General features: G+C 57.8%; 15 protein-coding genes and 1 pseudogene. 4 read left to right on the top strand and 12 right to left on the bottom strand.

All coding sequences use genetic code 11. The features are described 5' to 3' along the window. Positions 1 to 48 precede the first annotated feature (48 nt). From EL199_RS06560 to EL199_RS06550, 3 genes are all read right to left on the bottom strand, one after another. A complete protein-coding gene (locus EL199_RS06560; protein WP_004139912.1) occupies positions 49 to 1,179 on the bottom strand; it encodes a cysteine desulfurase family protein in 1,131 nt (376 codons plus the stop codon). Beyond that, a complete protein-coding gene (gene cysE, locus EL199_RS06555) occupies positions 1,169 to 1,834 on the bottom strand; it encodes a serine O-acetyltransferase (protein ID WP_004139911.1) in 666 nt (221 codons plus the stop codon). The genes EL199_RS06560 and cysE overlap by 11 nt, the downstream gene beginning before the upstream one ends. 129 nt (positions 1,835 to 1,963) lie before the next feature. Then, the gene (locus EL199_RS06550) at positions 1,964 to 3,481 is read right to left on the bottom strand and encodes a porin family protein (RefSeq protein WP_232008364.1); all 1,518 of its coding nucleotides are present in this window, start codon (positions 3,479 to 3,481) and stop codon (positions 1,964 to 1,966) included. A 180-nt stretch (positions 3,482 to 3,661) separates the two neighbouring features. Here EL199_RS06550 and EL199_RS06545 point away from each other — a divergent pair, with 180 nt between their 5' ends. Together EL199_RS06545 and EL199_RS06540 are read left to right on the top strand one after the other, a co-directional pair. Next, a complete protein-coding gene (locus EL199_RS06545; RefSeq protein WP_004139909.1) occupies positions 3,662 to 6,193 on the top strand; it encodes a glycogen/starch/alpha-glucan phosphorylase in 2,532 nt (843 codons plus the stop codon). A gap of 146 nt (positions 6,194 to 6,339) precedes the next feature. Continuing rightward, positions 6,340 to 7,131: a M48 family metallopeptidase gene (locus tag EL199_RS06540; protein ID WP_004139908.1), complete on the top strand. Its 792-nt coding sequence runs from the start codon at positions 6,340 to 6,342 to the stop codon at positions 7,129 to 7,131. A gap of 377 nt (positions 7,132 to 7,508) precedes the next feature. Here EL199_RS06540 and EL199_RS06535 read toward each other — a convergent pair. Continuing rightward, positions 7,509 to 7,790: pseudogene (locus EL199_RS06535) on the bottom strand (aldo/keto reductase); the annotation flags it as partial. Between the two features lie 120 nt (positions 7,791 to 7,910). Next, the gene (locus EL199_RS06530) at positions 7,911 to 8,483 is read right to left on the bottom strand and encodes a hypothetical protein (RefSeq protein WP_004139905.1); all 573 of its coding nucleotides are present in this window, start codon (positions 8,481 to 8,483) and stop codon (positions 7,911 to 7,913) included. 231 nt (positions 8,484 to 8,714) lie between these two features. On the opposite strand from EL199_RS06530, the gene EL199_RS06525 reads away from it, so the two are divergent. Continuing rightward, on the top strand, positions 8,715 to 9,350 hold the full coding sequence (locus EL199_RS06525; RefSeq protein ID WP_004139904.1) for a nitroreductase family protein: 636 nt from the start codon (positions 8,715 to 8,717) through the stop codon (positions 9,348 to 9,350). 6 nt (positions 9,351 to 9,356) lie between these two features. Here the strand turns inward: EL199_RS06525 and EL199_RS06520 are convergent, their stop codons facing one another. Both EL199_RS06520 and EL199_RS06515 read right to left on the bottom strand, forming a co-directional pair. Then, positions 9,357 to 10,031 (bottom strand): NAD(P)H-binding protein, encoded by a 675-nt coding sequence (locus EL199_RS06520; protein WP_004139903.1) that lies wholly within the window; start codon positions 10,029 to 10,031, stop codon positions 9,357 to 9,359. 115 nt (positions 10,032 to 10,146) lie between these two features. Continuing rightward, a complete protein-coding gene (locus tag EL199_RS06515; protein ID WP_004139901.1) occupies positions 10,147 to 10,926 on the bottom strand; it encodes a hypothetical protein in 780 nt (259 codons plus the stop codon). 42 nt (positions 10,927 to 10,968) lie between these two features. Here EL199_RS06515 and EL199_RS13295 point away from each other — a divergent pair, with 42 nt between their 5' ends. Next, the gene (locus EL199_RS13295) at positions 10,969 to 11,316 is read left to right on the top strand and encodes a hypothetical protein (protein ID WP_232008363.1); all 348 of its coding nucleotides are present in this window, start codon (positions 10,969 to 10,971) and stop codon (positions 11,314 to 11,316) included. Here EL199_RS13295 and EL199_RS06510 read toward each other — a convergent pair. The 5 genes from EL199_RS06510 to EL199_RS06490 form a co-directional block, all read right to left on the bottom strand. Further along, on the bottom strand, positions 11,313 to 12,482 hold the full coding sequence (locus EL199_RS06510) for a hypothetical protein (protein WP_004139895.1): 1,170 nt from the start codon (positions 12,480 to 12,482) through the stop codon (positions 11,313 to 11,315). The genes EL199_RS13295 and EL199_RS06510 overlap by 4 nt on opposite strands. Before the next feature lie 24 nt (positions 12,483 to 12,506). Beyond that, positions 12,507 to 13,682, bottom strand: coding sequence for a hypothetical protein (locus EL199_RS06505; protein ID WP_004139893.1), 1,176 nt, complete (start codon positions 13,680 to 13,682; stop codon positions 12,507 to 12,509). 18 nt (positions 13,683 to 13,700) lie between these two features. Further along, the gene (locus EL199_RS06500) at positions 13,701 to 14,075 is read right to left on the bottom strand and encodes an exodeoxyribonuclease III (RefSeq protein ID WP_232008362.1); all 375 of its coding nucleotides are present in this window, start codon (positions 14,073 to 14,075) and stop codon (positions 13,701 to 13,703) included. A gap of 150 nt (positions 14,076 to 14,225) precedes the next feature. Continuing rightward, the gene (locus EL199_RS06495) at positions 14,226 to 14,879 is read right to left on the bottom strand and encodes a tyrosine-protein phosphatase (protein ID WP_081447797.1); all 654 of its coding nucleotides are present in this window, start codon (positions 14,877 to 14,879) and stop codon (positions 14,226 to 14,228) included. Further along, positions 14,866 to 15,282 (bottom strand): F0F1 ATP synthase subunit epsilon, encoded by a 417-nt coding sequence (locus tag EL199_RS06490; RefSeq protein ID WP_004139887.1) that lies wholly within the window; start codon positions 15,280 to 15,282, stop codon positions 14,866 to 14,868. The genes EL199_RS06495 and EL199_RS06490 overlap by 14 nt, the downstream gene beginning before the upstream one ends. Positions 15,283 to 15,285 lie beyond the last annotated feature (3 nt).

Below are 15,285 nucleotides of genomic sequence, written 5' to 3'. Positions count from 1 at the left end.
GCAGTATCGGCGGGGCGGTTAGGTGTCGGTTGGGGCAGGCGCTGCGCGCTAGGGCGCCAGCTCGCGCAGGAATGCGGTGAGGCGTGCGATTTCTGCCGCGGTCGTTAGGTGCGAGAGGCTGATGCGCACGCTGTGTGTCGCCGTGTCGCCTAGCCCCATGGCTTTCAGGACGTGCGAGCCTTCGTCCGAGGCGCTGCATGCCGAGCCCGCCGCCAGCGCCAGTCTTGCAGCGTCTGCCGCGCGCAGGACGTCCGCTGCGGGAAGTCCGGTAAAGAGGTTCACGATGTGCGGTACTTGCGGTGTGGTTTCCGGAAGGTTCGTATGCATGGCGGCGGGCAGTCCGCTTAGCAGTTGGGCGCGCAATGCCGCCACTTGTTGCCAACGCGCTTCCCGTGCGTTTGTGGCGATGTCGGCGGCGAGCGAAAAGGCACGGATGAGCGCCACCGGCGAGGTGCCAGAGCGGCGGCCGCGTTCTTGTCCGCCGCCGTGTTGTTGGGCTTGCAGGCGCATTTTCGGCAGGCGCCGCACGTAGAGCGCGCCGATGCCGACCGGCGCGCCGATTTTGTGGCCGGAGAGGCTCAGCATGTCGGCGTCCCAGGCGCGTACGTCAATCGCCAGTTTGCCGAGTGCTTGTGCGGCGTCCACGTGCAGCCGCGCGCCGGCGCGGTGTACCCGCGCGGCGATGTCAGCAATGGGCTGTATGACGCCGGTTTCGTTATTGACCGCCATGACGCTCACCAGTGTCGGCGCGTCATGGAGCGCGGCGTCAAGCGCGGCGAGGTCAAGCAGGCCGTCGCGGCTAACGGGCAGGACGCTCACTTTGGCGCCCGCTTTTGCCAGCGCTCCGGCGGGGTCAAGCACGGCTTTGTGTTCGGTCTGGACGGTGATGAGGTGCGGGCGCTTGACGCCGTGGTAGCCGAGTGCGCCTTTGAGCGCGAGGTTGTCCGCTTCGGTCGCGCCGCTGGTGTAGACGATTTCGCGCGCCTCCGCCCCGATGTTCGCCGCCAATTGCGCCCGCGCGTCTTCGAGGCGGCGGCGGTTTTCGAGTGCGGGTTGGTAGGTTGCGCCGGTGTTGGCGAACGCCCACGGCGCGCTGAGGTCGGCTACCAGTTGTGCCGCGACTTGCGGCTCGCAGGGGGCGGTGGCGGCGTAGTCGAAGTATGCCCAATCAGCGCTCATCGCGTTGTCTCAGTGCGGCGTTTTCGGCTTCCAGTTTGGCGACGCGTTCGTTGAGTTGTTCGAGCAGGGTCGCTATCGGGTCGGGGATGGCGTCATGGCCGACACCATAGGAGGTGAACGACTCGCAGTCTTCGCGGCGCACCCGCACTGCCCGCGCCGGGACGCCGACGACGGTGGTGTAGGGTTCGACGTCTTTGACGACGACGGCGTTGCTGCCGACGCGCGCGTGATCGCCGACGCGCACGGTGCCGATGACTTTGGCGCCCGCGCCGAGGATGACGTTCGAACCGATGGAGGGGTGGCGTTTGCCCGCGCTCCACGAGGTGCCGCCGAGGGTCACGCCTTGGTAGATGCTGACGTCGTCGCCGAGGTCGGTGGTTTCGCCGATGACGATGCCCATGCCGTGGTCAATGAATAGTCGCCGCCCGGCTTTGACTGCCGGATGGATTTCCACGCCGGTCAGCCAGCGCGACAGCAATGACAGCCAGCGCGCCAGCCAGCGCAGGCCGAGCTTCCACAGTGCGTGCTGCATGCGGTAACACGCCACCGCCCAGAAGCCGGTGTGCAGGGTGAGTACGGCAAAGCGGCTGCGCGTCGCCGGGTCGCGTGCGAATACTACGGAGAAGTCTTCACGGATGAGTTGTAACCAGTTCATATCACCTCTGTATTGGGAAAAATTGGCGGGAATGTAGCACAACGATGCGGCCGCGGGGGAAAAAGTCGCTGTTTTGCAGCAGACATGAAAAAAGCCGGAACGTGTCCGGCTTTTTTGCGGCAGCTGCGGTTAGAAGGAGCGGCTGAAGTCCAGATAGACTTTGCTGGTGTCGTAGCTGTAGAACTTGTTGTTGCTGTCGATCTTGCTGTAGGAGAAGACGATGCGCGGGGTGATGCCGAAGAAGTGGATGTTGCGGTGCCACAGCGCCAGGTTGGCGTTGTATTCGTTGTCGCGACGCTTGATGTTGAAGAAGTCTTCGCCTTTGGCGTAGCGTTTGCCGAAGCTGCCGATCAGGCGGGTCGAGATGCCTTTGCCCCATTCTTGCCCCCAGCCAAGGCGGGTGGAGAAGCGGTTGTAGGCATCGCTCGCGCTGCGTGCGCTTTTGTGGCTGAGATCCAGTCCGGCGAACCAGTATTGTTTTTGGTTCGGCGAGAACATGACGGTGTTACCGATGCTGACGCGGTTGCCGTCGAGGTAGTTGTAGGTTTTGATGTGTTTGTCGTAGCTGTAATCGAGGCTGTTTTGCCAGCGCCAGCGCGGGGTCAGCCAGTAGGAGGTGTCCACGTGCAGCCCGGCGGATTCGGAGTAGCTGTGCAGGTTGCCGTCGCCGCTGCTGCCCTGGCCGTAGAAGCGTTTTTGTACGAACGGGGTGACTTCTACGTCAATGCGCGCGTTGCGGTAGCCACCACCGGCGGCGAGGCGGGCAGTGATGTCGTTGTAGTTTTTGTTGTTGTAGTAGTACACACCGCTGATGTCGCCGTGCAGCGAGCTGTAGAGGTTGTCGCTGAGCGACCATTTTTTGTCCGCACCGATGCTGTAGCTGATGCCGTTGGCTTTTTCTTGCTCACGGCTGGCGGTGAAGGTGCGGCCGTTGCCCAGTTCCAGGCGTGTGCCTTTTTTGGCAACGCCGTTGACGTTATTGTCGTGAACGTAGCTCAGACTGCCGTTGAATGACCATTGGTCGCGGCGATCAATGGCAGCGATGTATTCGTCCAGCGCTTTGCGGTCTGCTTCGGAGACATCCGAGCTGCGCAGTTTTTGCAGCTGTTCTTTGGCGGCGATCATTTCGTTGTTGCGGTAGAGCGCCAGTGCCGTCTGGAAGCGCAGCATGCGGTTGTCCGGCAGGGCGGCGACGAGTTTGCGATAGAGACGGACGGCGTCATCCGTACGGTTCTCGTTCATGGCGATGATGGCATTGCCCCAGTCAATGAGCGAGTCATCGCGATTCGGTACTTTGGCATAAATCGGCAACAGCAGTTTGAGACCGTCGGTTTCGTTGCGGCGGATAAGTTCGACCAGGAGTTTTTCCAGCTCGTCCGGGTGTTCCATCAGGTATTCGGGGGTATAGACGATGTCTTCCTTGCTACTGGCCGCGTCGCTCGGCAGGGTGTTGGCGGGGCGCACCGTGGGCTGTTTCGGCGCGTTTTCTACGGCAGCCTTGCCGATGTTGTCTTCTGAAAGGCGTTCGTTACCGCGGTCAAGGGGGACGGGAATGTCACGTCCGGCAGGCGGTGCGGGTTGGGCGACAGCAGTAGCGGTGAGCAGCAGGCCGGTAGTTACGGCGAGGGTCATTCGGGTGATATTCATGAGGTTCTCGTTTGTTGTGATGGGTAACGCAAAGCGGCGCATTATAAAGCAATGCTTTTTTTATTGGCTATGAATCCATCGCAATATCGCAGGCGATGCGGCGGGAATCTGCACGCGTAATTCCCAAAAAGCGGCGATAGGCGTATTATTTTAATAATTTCACCCAATAGAGAGGAGCTCATGCTCAGTCATAATCAAAAATACGAATACCGCGCACCGGGCAGCGATGTGCAAAGCCTGAAGGAAGCGCTGGTATATAAGCTCATTTTCAGCCTCGGCTGTCCGCCAGCGGATGCGACCAGAACCAACTGGCTGAATGCCGCCTTGCTCGTCGTGCGCGATCTCGCCGCCGAACGCTGGCTGCAAACCACCCGCTATCTGCGCCGTGAAAACCTGCGCCGCGTCTATTACCTCTCCATGGAATTCCTGATGGGGCGGGCGCTGTCCAACGCGCTCATCGCCGAAGACGTTTACGACGCCTTGCGCGAAGCGCTCGCCGAACTGGGACAGGATTTGAACGACATCATCGCCGAAGAAGGCGATCCGGGCCTGGGGAACGGCGGTTTGGGACGCCTCGCCGCCTGCTTCATGGACAGCCTTGCCACCCTGCGCATCCCGGCGATGGGCTACGGCATCCGCTACGAATACGGCATGTTCCGCCAAGATATCGAAAACGGCAAACAAGTTGAGCGCCCGGATACCTGGACGGAGCAGGACATCGCCTGGCAATTCCGCCGTCCGAGCAAACACTACGTCATCCGCTTCGGTGGCAATATCCACTACCAGGGCGAACAATGCATCTGGAACAACAGCGAACAAATCACCGCCCTTGCCTACGACCAAATCATCCCCGGCTACGGCACCGCAGCGGCGAACACCCTGCGCCTGTGGTCGGCACACGCCGGTGACGTCTTCAACCTCAATGACTTCAACCGCGGCGACTACTTCGCGGCGATGGAAAAACAAAACACCTCCGAAAACGTCTCGCGCGTCCTCTACCCGGACGACTCCACCGCGGTCGGCCGCGAACTGCGCCTGCGCCAAGAATACTTCCTCACCTCCGCTTCCGTGCAGGATATCGTCCGCCGCCACCTCAAAGAAAACCCGGACATCAGCACACTGGCCGACACCGTCGCCATCCACCTGAACGACACCCACCCGGTGCTTGCTATCCCCGAACTCATGCGCATCCTGATTGACGAACACCGCGTCAAATGGGACGACGCCTGGGCGGCCTGCGGCAAAATCTTCAGCTACACCAACCACACCCTGATGGGCGAAGCGCTCGAAACCTGGCCGGTGGAAATGATGGGTCGCGTCCTGCCGCGCCACCTGCAACTCATCTTTGAAATCAACGAACACTTCCTCGACGGCTTGCGCAAACAAGGCTACGACGGCGACTTCATCCGCCGCGTCTCCCTCATTGACGAAGGCGGCGAACGCCGTGTGCGCATGGCGTGGCTGGCAGTCATCGGCTCGCACAAAATCAACGGCGTCGCCAAAATCCACTCCGAGCTGATGGTCAAATCCATCTTCGCCGACTTTGCCCGCCTCTACCCCGAGCGCTTCACCAACGTTACCAATGGCGTCACCCCGCGCCGCTGGATAGCCCTTGCCAACCGTGGCCTCGCACAAGTACTGGACAAACACATCGGCGAAAGCTGGCGCAACCATCTGGAACAACTCGTCAAACTCGATCCGCTCAAAGAAGACGCCGCCGTGCGCGCCGAAATCCGCGCCGTCAAACACGAAAACAAACGCCGACTCGCCGAATGGATCAACAGCGAACTGGGCATCAAAGTCAGCCCGGACGCGCTCTTTGACGTCCAAATCAAGCGCATCCACGAATACAAGCGACAACTGCTGAACGTCCTGCAAATCATCAACCGCTACAACCGCATCCTGAAAAACCCGGATGCCGACTGGGTGCCGCGCGTATACATCTTCGCGGGCAAAGCCGCGAGCGCCTACTACGCCGCGAAAAAAATCATCCACCTCATCAACGACGTCGCCAAAGTCATCAACAACGACGGCCGCATCCGCGACCTCATCAAAGTCGTCTTCATCCCCAACTACGGCGTCAGCCTGGCGCAAATCATCATCCCGGCGGCGGACATCTCCGAACAAATCTCGCTCGCCGGCACCGAAGCCTCCGGCACCAGCAACATGAAATTCGCGCTAAACGGCGCGCTCACCATCGGCACCCTGGACGGCGCCAACGTCGAAATCCTGAACGCCGTCGGCAAAGACAACATCTTCATCTTCGGCAACACCGTCGAACAAGTCGAAGCGCTGCGCCAACGCGGCTACTCCCCGCTGCTCTACCTCGAAAACGACCCCGAACTGCACGAAACCATCATCCAGATCACCTCGGGCGCGTTCTCGCCGGAAGAGCCGAGCCGCTACCACGAAAACCTGCACGTCTTCAGCGACTACTACCAAGTACTGGCAGACTTTCGCAGTTACATCGAAGCGCAAGACCGCGTCGACCGCCGCTACCGCGACCAGGATGCCTGGGCGAAAGCAGCGATTACCAACATCGCGCACATGGGCTACTTCTCCTCCGACCGCTCCATCGAGGACTACGCCAAAGACATCTGGTACATCAAGCCGCTACCGGAAACCCCGATTAACGTGAGCGGTGGACTGAGCGAAGTCCCCGAGCCCCCTCCGGCAAATGCCGCAGCGGCGCCGAAGAAAAAAGGCAAATAACCCCAAAAACCCAACCGCCCTCCGGGGCGGTTTTTCATACCCTGTCCAGAACCCCACTAAAAACACGGTGGCGCCAGAACCAAACCGTGTTCCCCGAACCCACTCCGCTATACTGCGCCGCCCATTAACCATCCGGAAAAACCACCATGTGCCAAAACCACGCCGAACTCATCCAAAAATCGCGCCACCGCTACGAGCGCCCACTCTTTACCCTCGCCGCCACGCTCACCCTCGGCGTCTGGCTCATCCTCTTTGCCCTCTCCTTTGCCAAAGCAGACACCGTCGCCTTCCTCCAACAAAACATCATTGCCGAATACCGCGCCGACCACCCGGAAACAGCCGAACTTGACGACGCTGCCGTACTGCAAAAAGTCCCCGCGGACGACCGCGAACTGCTCGACATGGTGGACAGACTGAACCCGCTGCTCGTCGCGCTCATCCCGCTTGGCTTCCTGCTGATGATTGCCTACACCATCGGCAAAATATACGGCAAGGCGCGTGCCGACGGCGTGCGCATCACCCCCGAACAATTCGGCGAAGTACACGCCGAATGGGTAGCCATGGCAGAAAAACTCGGCCTGAAAACCGTCCCCGAACTCTACATACAAAACGGCAACGGCACGCTCAACGCCTTTGCCACCTGCATGCCCGGCTACCGCGCCTTTGGCGTCATCTACGCCGACATCCTCGAACGCGCGCTCGCCAACGACGACCGCGACGCGCTGCGCTTCATCCTCGGCCACGAACTCGGCCACATCCGCCTGAAACACGTCATGTGGTGGTACAACCTGCTCACCTTTATCGGCAACATGCCCGGACTCAACTACCTCATCGGCGAGCCCCTAAGCCGCGCACGCGAATACGGCTGCGACAAACTCGGCTATGCGCTTGCCGCAGACCGTGACTGCAAAGGACTAATCATGCTCGCCGTCGGCTAACACCTCTACCGCAAGATAAACATCGACGCCTACGAAAAAGAGCACATCCACGGCAGCCAATACTGGGTGAGCGTGCACAACTTCTTCATCGACCACCCGGTCATCAACTGGCGCATCGCCGCCATCCGCCATAACCGCCACGGCGACCTGTTCTGGGCGAAAAAAGCCAAATAACACACTGTGACAATTCGATAAACAAGCCTTCTCCCTGCGGGAGAGTGTCTGGGCTGGAGTGAGGGCTACAAATGTGAAAAACCGGAATTTCAGTTTATAAACAATATTACCCACTCCCTCCCCTACCCCATGCAAAATACGTCCGCATTTTGCATGAGTACCCGCCCGCTGCCGGGCTTCTCCCTACGGGGAGGAGGAATGTGCTCGACCAGCCAGCGCAGAATGACTTGCGCCACCGATTTGCCGTATTGCGCACCGATTTGTGTCAGCACGGGCTTGTGGAAAATGTCATGCTTGCCCTCGGCAAAAGGCGCCCAGGCTTCGACAAGCATACCTTCTGCCTGCAAGGCTTCCACTTGTGCCTGCCGCTGGTGGAAAGAATTGATTTCAATCTGGTTCATCTGCGGCATGGTTTGGTTGAAAATTCCCAAATCAACGGCGCGGTCCGGGGTGAAATTGCTGACGCCAATGGCACGAACGCAGCCACACCGATCCGGCGCAACGCTGGCTGCGCGCGCAGTTGGCGGCAGAGGTCGCGCAAGCGGGCAAATCGGTAGCATAAAAAAAGGGCGGTTAACCGCCCTTTCACGCTATGCCGTTGGTTTTTACAATTTGGGTTGTACCGCCGCTTTTGTATCCCGCTCACGAGAATCACGCAGGAAAATAATCGTTCCTTGGCGTACCAATACAGCGCCTCTACTCTCATCACACTTAATGACCGTTGTAACCTCTTTCTCTACGATAGGTGCAGCACACCACGACATTTTGGTTCCGTCATCCTGTGTAGGTTCGCCATATTTTTCCTGTGCTGCGGCATTCAATGCACTGGCATTTTCTTTGCTGGAAGGCAGGGTATAGTTTATCCAATACGCGCCCAGTTCACCGCTTTCGTTAATGTTGCGATTAAAACGGATAAAAATATTATGCACTTTATCCTTAACGGTTAATTCAGCAGTATTTTTCGTATCCGATTCTTTATATTCTATATCGCCATCCTGGAAACCGAATTTATCTTTAATGGCTGCAATGGCCTCATCCTTGCTCATGCCCAATTTCACACCGGCGACATCAAATTTACTGACATCAAGACCGACACCATTACCTTTTTCTTGCTGCGCCAAAGTTAGTGAGGGGATAAGCGCCATAGCCAAGGCGGGGATTAATAGCATTTTCTTCATGAGTGCTCCTTTCGTTGAGTAAATGCAAGGCGGATTGTGCCAGATAACGCCGGGAGCGACAAGGTAATACCACCTCCGCGACACAACGCCAGCCCGGCAGTATCTATATCGCCATTTCCATCGCCCCTCCCATCAATAGCAAAAATTACCCGCAGATGTTCAATTAAGTTATTTCAATTCAAAAAGTTGCGCATTATACTGTCGCCCCCAAATTTCAGACCACGGAACTTCATGAACCTAAGCGAACTCTTGCACAAACGCCGTTCCACCCGCCATTACGATGCCAATACCGCCATTGAGCGCGACGAGCTGACGCGCCTGCTGAACGCCGCCTGCCGCGCGCCAAGCGGCAATAATGCGCAGCCGTGGCGGTTTCTTATCATCACCGAGGCGCCACTGCGCGAAAAGCTGTTGCCCGTCGCCTACAACCAGCAACAAATCCTAACCGCTTCCGCTATCGTGCTGCTACTGGCCGACCGCCGCGCCTATCAACGCGACAATCTGGCGCGTATTCATCAGGAGGGATTTGAGAACGGCTGTTTCAGCGCCGAAGTGCGCGATTTTCTCACCGAAGCGGCCGTCGGCTTTTACGCCAGCCTGGATAATGCGGAAACAGACAAGGCGCTCATGCTGGACTGCGGCCTGTGGGCGATGAGTTTCATGCTTGCGGCGGAAGATGCCGGCTGGAATACCGTGCCGATGAGCGGTTATCAGCCGGCGGCGTTACGCGAACTGCTCGCTCTGCCACCGCATTATTTGGACGTGATGCTGATTGCCATCGGCAAAGGCAGTAAGGAAGGTCACCGCAGCTTGCGTCGTCCGGCAGAAAGCCTTGTCGGCTGGAATGCGCTGCCAACGCCGGATTGACGCTGCTTACTCGCCCAACAAGGCGCGAATGTCTTTAGCCTTGAATATAGCTGGCATTTCAGGGGATTCTTCAACGGCAGCAATCATCGCCTGCGCCAATTGCGCGACCGGTAACGGGCGCTGATTTTTCATAAACCCCATGGCATTTAGCCCGCGCAAGATTCGCGCGCTCCAGATTTCCATCGGGCGACGGCTATCAGGACGCAACAATAACGGCGGGCGAAAAATCCATAGCGAAGAAAATCCCAGAGTGGCTATCGCATTTTCCAAAGCCCCTTTCATGCGCGAATAGAAAATGCGGGAAGCCGCATTCGCGCCCGCGGCAGATACCAATACCATTTTATCGACGCCGTTTTGCCGCGCTGCGCGAGCGAAATCCAACACCAGCTGATAATCAATGCGCCATTGCGCTTCTTTGCTGCCCATATCCTTTAGCGTCGTTCCCAGACAGGAAAAGAGAATATCGCCCTGCACTTCGCTTGCCCAAGTTTCCGGCTGCATAAAATCGACGATATGCACACGCAATTTTTCATGCTGAAACGTGGGCGCACGGCGGACGAAAATATCCACTTGTGTGCATGGCGGATGCGCGAGTAATTGCGCCAGCAATTCCCGCCCGGTTGCGCCTGTCGCGCCAATAATGATGGCTTTCCAAGTGTCTTTTTTCATTTGGGTTGTCATGATTACTCCTTAATGTATAGCCATCCCATTTGTATTCCATGCATGCCTGCCCCGCTTTCCGCAGAAGCAAGGATTTTCTTCTGCGGATTGTTGCATGGAATACAAATGGGGCCCGCTATAAACGACTGCCGGGCAGCGGCAGGGTGACGGTTTGCATCCCTTCTTCGTCTTCGTGATCAGGGTAGCGGGTGAAGGTCAGGGTGTTATTTTCGATGTGATAGCCTGCCGGTGGGGGATCCGTGGGGTGGCGTAGGTAGTCCAGCGCGGTAAGGTAGCGGTTGACGTTGAGCAGGCGCGCTTGGTAGCGGGTGTAGTCCAACCCTTCTATGGCGATGCAGATGCCGTTGTATGGGCTGCAATATTGCGCTTTAGCCTCAATGCTCGCGCTAAGGTCGGGCAACTCGCCACGTGCGACGGCAGCTTTCGCCTCCGCCGTACAGGCACGCGCGACTTTATGCAAGGCGTAGGCGAGGGTTTGTTGCCGAAAACTAGCAGCGATAATGTGGGTTTTGGGATCTATGCCGGATTCTTTGTAGAGTTTTTCGTCGTTTTTCTTCAACTCCTCTGCTTGCAGGGCATTCTGTAACCGTTCAGACATGCCGCGCCATTCACCGTACATACGCGGACACAGGGACAGGTTTTCCGCAGGCTGCACTTTGACTTCGTCGCAGGCAGCGGGCAGGCGGGTGCCTGCGGGGCTTTCCGCCAGCATTTCAGCAAGCAGGGGCACGTCTCGGCCAATCATGGATGCCCCGATGATGCCATCCAGTATTTGGCTGTGTGCGGTGTTGATAAAGTGCAACCCAAGTGCGGCATCGGTGCAAACGCTTTGCATCGCCGCTTCTTTTTCTCCATCCACAAAGCGGTAAGTAGCACGGAAGCGTTCGCTAATCATGTGCCCGTAAGGCGGTGCGTCCAAATTGGCAAGGTAGCGGAAGTGTCCATATTGCAGCAGGGCGGCAATGGCTTTTTCCTGTTTCTGCCAGGCTTTTTGGTGCTGTGTGGCTTCTTTGTGGTAGGTAGCGAGGTTCTCTCTCGCTTTAGCAAGGCAATCGGTACTGTCTGTCTGACATTGAAGTGCCGGTACAGTAGGAACCTTGGGCAGGGCAAAGAGGGCATCCGCGCCATTTTTGCCGACGGCAACGGGGCGTTCTTGTTCGAGTTGCGCGATCAGTGCCGGATCGGGTTCGACTTGCGGAGTGGTTGCGATGGTGCTGAGTGCGCTGAGGAAAACGTGTTGGCAATGAACGGAGTCATGTTTTTCCCTTCTGTTTTAGTCAGTTAGTGTGCTTTTGGGTTGTTATACCGGCTGCCGGGCAGCGGCAGGGTGACGGTTTGCATTCCTTCTTCGTCTTTGCGATCAGGGTAGCGGGTGAAGGTCAGGGTGTTGTTTTCGAGGTGATAACCCGCCGGTGGAGTATCCGTGGGGTGACGCAGGTAGTCCAGCGCGGTGAGGTAGCGGTTGACGTTGAGCAGGCGCGCTTGGTAGCGGGTGTAGTCCCAGCTCGCGGCGGCGATGCAGAGACCGTTGTACGGGCTGCAATTTTGCGCCCTGAGGCTAGGGTCGGGGGTGAGGTTGGGCAGTTCGCCGCGCGCGACGGCGGCTCGATTTTCTGCGCTGCAAGAACGCGAGAATTCTTGCAGGGCGTAGGCTTCGGCTTGGTTGAATAGGCTGGTGAGCATGGTGTTCGGAAAGAAATTGACGCCAAGCTCGCGGTATTGTTCGTCTGTGAAGGGCATTTTTGTCAGTCCTTCTTGCATGTCTTTTTGCAGTACTTCAGAAATGATGTGCCATTCGCTGTACATACGCGGACAGAGGGACAGGTTTTCCGCCGGTTGTACTTTGATTTCGTCGCAGGCAGCAGGCAGACGGGTACCTGCCGGGCTTTCCGCCAGCATTTCTGCAAGCAGGGCGGTATTGCGGATCACGGTGGTTGCCCCGAAGTCGCTGTCAAGCATTTGGTTTTGTGCGGTGTTGATGAGGTGTAATCCCAGCGTGGCATGGGTGCAGACGCTTTGCATCGCGGCTTGTTTTTCTCCTTCTACAAAGCGGTAGGCAGCGCGGATGCTTTGTTTGCTGATTTGGCTATACGGCGGTGCTTTGCCGTAGAGGCTTGCGGGATAGCGGAAGTGACCATATTGCAGCAGGGCGGCAATGGCTTTTTCCTGTTTCTGCCAGGCTTTCTGGTGCTGTTTGGCTTCTTTGCGGTAGGCAGCAAGGTTTTTCCGCGCGGCGTTCAGGCATTGGTTGCTATCGGCATTGCAGGGCATCGTAAGGGCTTCTGTTGGGGCTTTAGGCAGGGCAAAAAGGGCATCTGCGCCGTTTTTGCCGACGGCAGCAGGGCGTTCTTGTTCGAGCTGCGCGATCAGTGCCGGATCGGGTTCGACTTGCGGAGTGGTTGCGATGGTGCTGAGTGCGCTGAGGAAAACGTTGGCAATGAACGGAGTCATGTTTTTCCCTTCTGTTTTAGTCAGTTATTGTGCTTTTGGGTTGTTATACCGGCTGCCGGGCAGCGGCAGGGTGACGGTTTGCATCCCTTCTTCGTTTCTGCGTATCGGGTAGCGGGTGAAGGTTAGGGTATTGTTTTCGATGTGATAGCCCGCGGGTGGGGTGTCTGTGGGATGGCGCAGGTAGTCGAGCGCGGTGAGGTAGCGGTTGACGTTGAGCAGCCGCGCTTGGAAGGGAGTGTAATCCTGTGCCCAAGCGATGCAGAAGACATTGTACGGGTTGCAATATTGCGCTCTGGCATTGGGATCAGGATTGAGATCGGGTAGTTCGCCACGCGCGACGGCGGCTTTGTTTTCGGCGCTGCAAAAACGAGTGGATTCATGCACGATATAGGCTTGTGTCTGTTTGAACATACTGATGAAGGCTTTCCGGGGTGCGGTGTTTGTAAAGCCGTTTTGCCGCGCTTCGTCTTCCATGTCTTTTAAGCTGTCAAGGATTTCTTGCAAGGATCTTGCCTGTTGCGCGGATAGATACTCCCACTCTCCTGCCAGGTGCGGACATAGGGACAGGTTTTCCGCCGGTTGTACTTTGATTTCGTCGCAGATAGCAGGCAGGCGGGTTCCTGCCGGGCTTTCGGCCAGCATTTCTGCCAGCATGGTCGTGTTTGCTCCAATCAGCCCTGCTGCTATCAGGCCGGGGAACAGGCCGTTTTGGTCGTTGTTGAGGAGGTGCAAACCCACTGCCGTCGTGGTGCAGAGGCTTTCGATGGCAGCTGTTTTTTCGCCATCGGCAAAGCGGTAAGCGGCGAGGATGCGCTGCCGGAAAATCCGGTCGTAGGGCGGTAGCGGGCCTTCGAGGGTCGTGGTGTAGCGGAAATGGTCGTATTGCCGCAGGGCAGCGATGGCTTTTTCTTGCACCTGCCAAGCTTTTTTGTGCTGTTGGGCGGCTGCGCGGTAGGCGACGAGGTTTTGCCGCGCAGCGTCAAGGCAGTCGGCCTGGTCGACATTGCAAAATAGGGTAAGTTCGCCTGTCGGGGCTTGGGGAATGGCATAAAGGGCATCCGCGCCGTTTTTGCCGACAGCAGCGGGGCGTTCTTGTTCGAGCTGCGCAATCAGTGCCGGATCAGGTTCGACTTGCGGAGTTCCCAGGATAGTGCCGAGAGCGCTGACGTAAACGCTAAAGAGGTATTGGATGGGTGTCATGTTTTTCCTTTGTTTGTTTCAGGGTTTGATAGCCACCCATGCCGGGGCGTGGTCAGAGGGGCGTTCCCAGTGGCGTGGTTCGGTGTCGATGCCGGCATCATGCAGGGCGAGGTTGTCGCTGCACAAGGTCAGGTCGATACGCATGCCAATGTTGCGGCGCAGGCCGCCCATGCGGTAATCCCACCAGCTGTATTGCACGGTGTCGGGGTGCAGGTTGCGGTAGGCGTCGCGGTAGCCGAGGGCGAGGATGTCGGCAAGCGCCTGTCTTTCCGGCGCCGAGCAGAGGATTTTGTCGCGCCAGGCGTCCGGATCGTGTACGTCGAGGTCAGCCGGGGTGATGTTGAAGTCGCCGATCGCTTTGCCGTTCGGGACGTAGAGGTTGAGGACGCGCACGTCGCCAACGCTCGCTGCAATCGCCCGCGCCTGATATCGCTTGGGTAGGTTTTTCTGTTCATGCCGATAGTTTACAGCAGAGACTGAGACAATGAACACGTTCTTAGACAGGGTTTTGGCTTACTGAGAAAGAGGCAATTTTTGCAGTTTCTATCTGGCAGATTCGCCGGATGTTGTGCTTGCCGTGTGTGCAACTGATGAGTCGTCGCTACGGCGTAGCTCTTCCAGAGCGCGGCGTACGGCGGTGAGTTTTTTCGGTTTGTAGAAGCGGGGGATATTGCGCCAGATGCGGTTGTAGCCATAGCGACGCATTTCCGCTTCTGCGTCTGCGGTGTTCCAGTTCTGGTAAAGGATGCGGTAGAGGCCGATAGTCAGGCCAGTGCGGTCTTCGCCGTGGTAGCAATGCACCAGTACGTTGCCGTATTTTTCGCTCTGTTCGATGGTGTACAGTACTTGCGCCATTTCTTCAGCCTTAATGTTCCAAGTCAGCAGCGGGATGTTGATGATGCGGATGCCGGTATGGCCGAAATTGCGGTGGTCATCGCCGCGATTGAAGTAGCGCAGGTTGATGATGGTGCGGATGTTCAGCGCCTGTAACAAGGCAGTATCGTCTTGATCCAGTTGTTCACTGCGATACAGGCTCGGTGTGACTTCGTGCAGGTGATTTGTTCTTTCCAAAAGCACCGCACGTTCTTGGGCGGTGATAGTCGGAGATGCTGCGTTTTCTCCATAAGAAACGGTGCTGCTCGCTAGTAGGCAGAGCAGCACCGTGAGGATGGTGGTCAGTCGCTTAATTTTTGGCACGGCGGATAGCGGCAAGTTGCGCCATCGTTTGCGCCAACTCTGCCTGCGCGCGCGCCAGTTCCAGCTTGGTACTGGCCTTGTCGCGCATTTTATCCTCGGCGCGGCGGCGCGCTTCGCGTACCCGTTCTTCGTCGAGGTGTTCGGCGCGTTCGGCATCATCGGCGAGGATGATGGTCTGCTCGTGCTGCACTTCGATGAAGCCGCCAGAGATGTAGATGACTTCTTCTTTGCCGCCTTCTTGCGTCAGGCGCACTTGTCCTGCCTTGAGGACGGCCAGCAGCGGGGCGTGTCCCGCGAGGATGCCCAGTTCGCCGTGGTCGGCGGTGGCGACGATACGCTCCGCCTCGCCGCAATAGAGTTGGCGGTCGGCGCTGACCATGTTGACGTGAAAGGTTTTCGCCATCGT

This window comes from Cardiobacterium hominis (assembly GCF_900637305.1).
Classification (GTDB): domain Bacteria; phylum Pseudomonadota; class Gammaproteobacteria; order Cardiobacteriales; family Cardiobacteriaceae; genus Cardiobacterium; species Cardiobacterium hominis.
The sequence above is the reverse complement of the archived record's forward strand: the minus strand, read 5'-3'. Positions and strand labels throughout refer to the sequence as shown.

Excerpts from the sequence above, each read along its gene's own strand:
- EL199_RS06560 (WP_004139912.1), bottom strand. The coding sequence starts at position 1,179 with ATGAGCGCTGATTGGGCATACTTCGACTACGCCGCCACCGCCCCCTGC.
- cysE (WP_004139911.1), bottom strand. The coding sequence starts at position 1,834 with ATGAACTGGTTACAACTCATCCGTGAAGACTTCTCCGTAGTATTCGCA.
- EL199_RS06550 (WP_232008364.1), bottom strand. The coding sequence starts at position 3,481 with ATGAATATCACCCGAATGACCCTCGCCGTAACTACCGGCCTGCTGCTC.
- EL199_RS06545 (WP_004139909.1), top strand. The coding sequence starts at position 3,662 with ATGCTCAGTCATAATCAAAAATACGAATACCGCGCACCGGGCAGCGAT.
- EL199_RS06540 (WP_004139908.1), top strand. The coding sequence starts at position 6,340 with ATGTGCCAAAACCACGCCGAACTCATCCAAAAATCGCGCCACCGCTAC.
- EL199_RS06530 (WP_004139905.1), bottom strand. The coding sequence starts at position 8,483 with ATGAAGAAAATGCTATTAATCCCCGCCTTGGCTATGGCGCTTATCCCC.
- EL199_RS06525 (WP_004139904.1), top strand. The coding sequence starts at position 8,715 with ATGAACCTAAGCGAACTCTTGCACAAACGCCGTTCCACCCGCCATTAC.
- EL199_RS06520 (WP_004139903.1), bottom strand. The coding sequence starts at position 10,031 with ATGACAACCCAAATGAAAAAAGACACTTGGAAAGCCATCATTATTGGC.
- EL199_RS06515 (WP_004139901.1), bottom strand. The coding sequence starts at position 10,926 with ATGATTAGCGAACGCTTCCGTGCTACTTACCGCTTTGTGGATGGAGAA.
- EL199_RS06510 (WP_004139895.1), bottom strand. The coding sequence starts at position 12,482 with ATGACTCCGTTCATTGCCAACGTTTTCCTCAGCGCACTCAGCACCATC.
- EL199_RS06505 (WP_004139893.1), bottom strand. The coding sequence starts at position 13,682 with ATGACACCCATCCAATACCTCTTTAGCGTTTACGTCAGCGCTCTCGGC.
- EL199_RS06490 (WP_004139887.1), bottom strand. The coding sequence starts at position 15,282 with ATGGCGAAAACCTTTCACGTCAACATGGTCAGCGCCGACCGCCAACTC.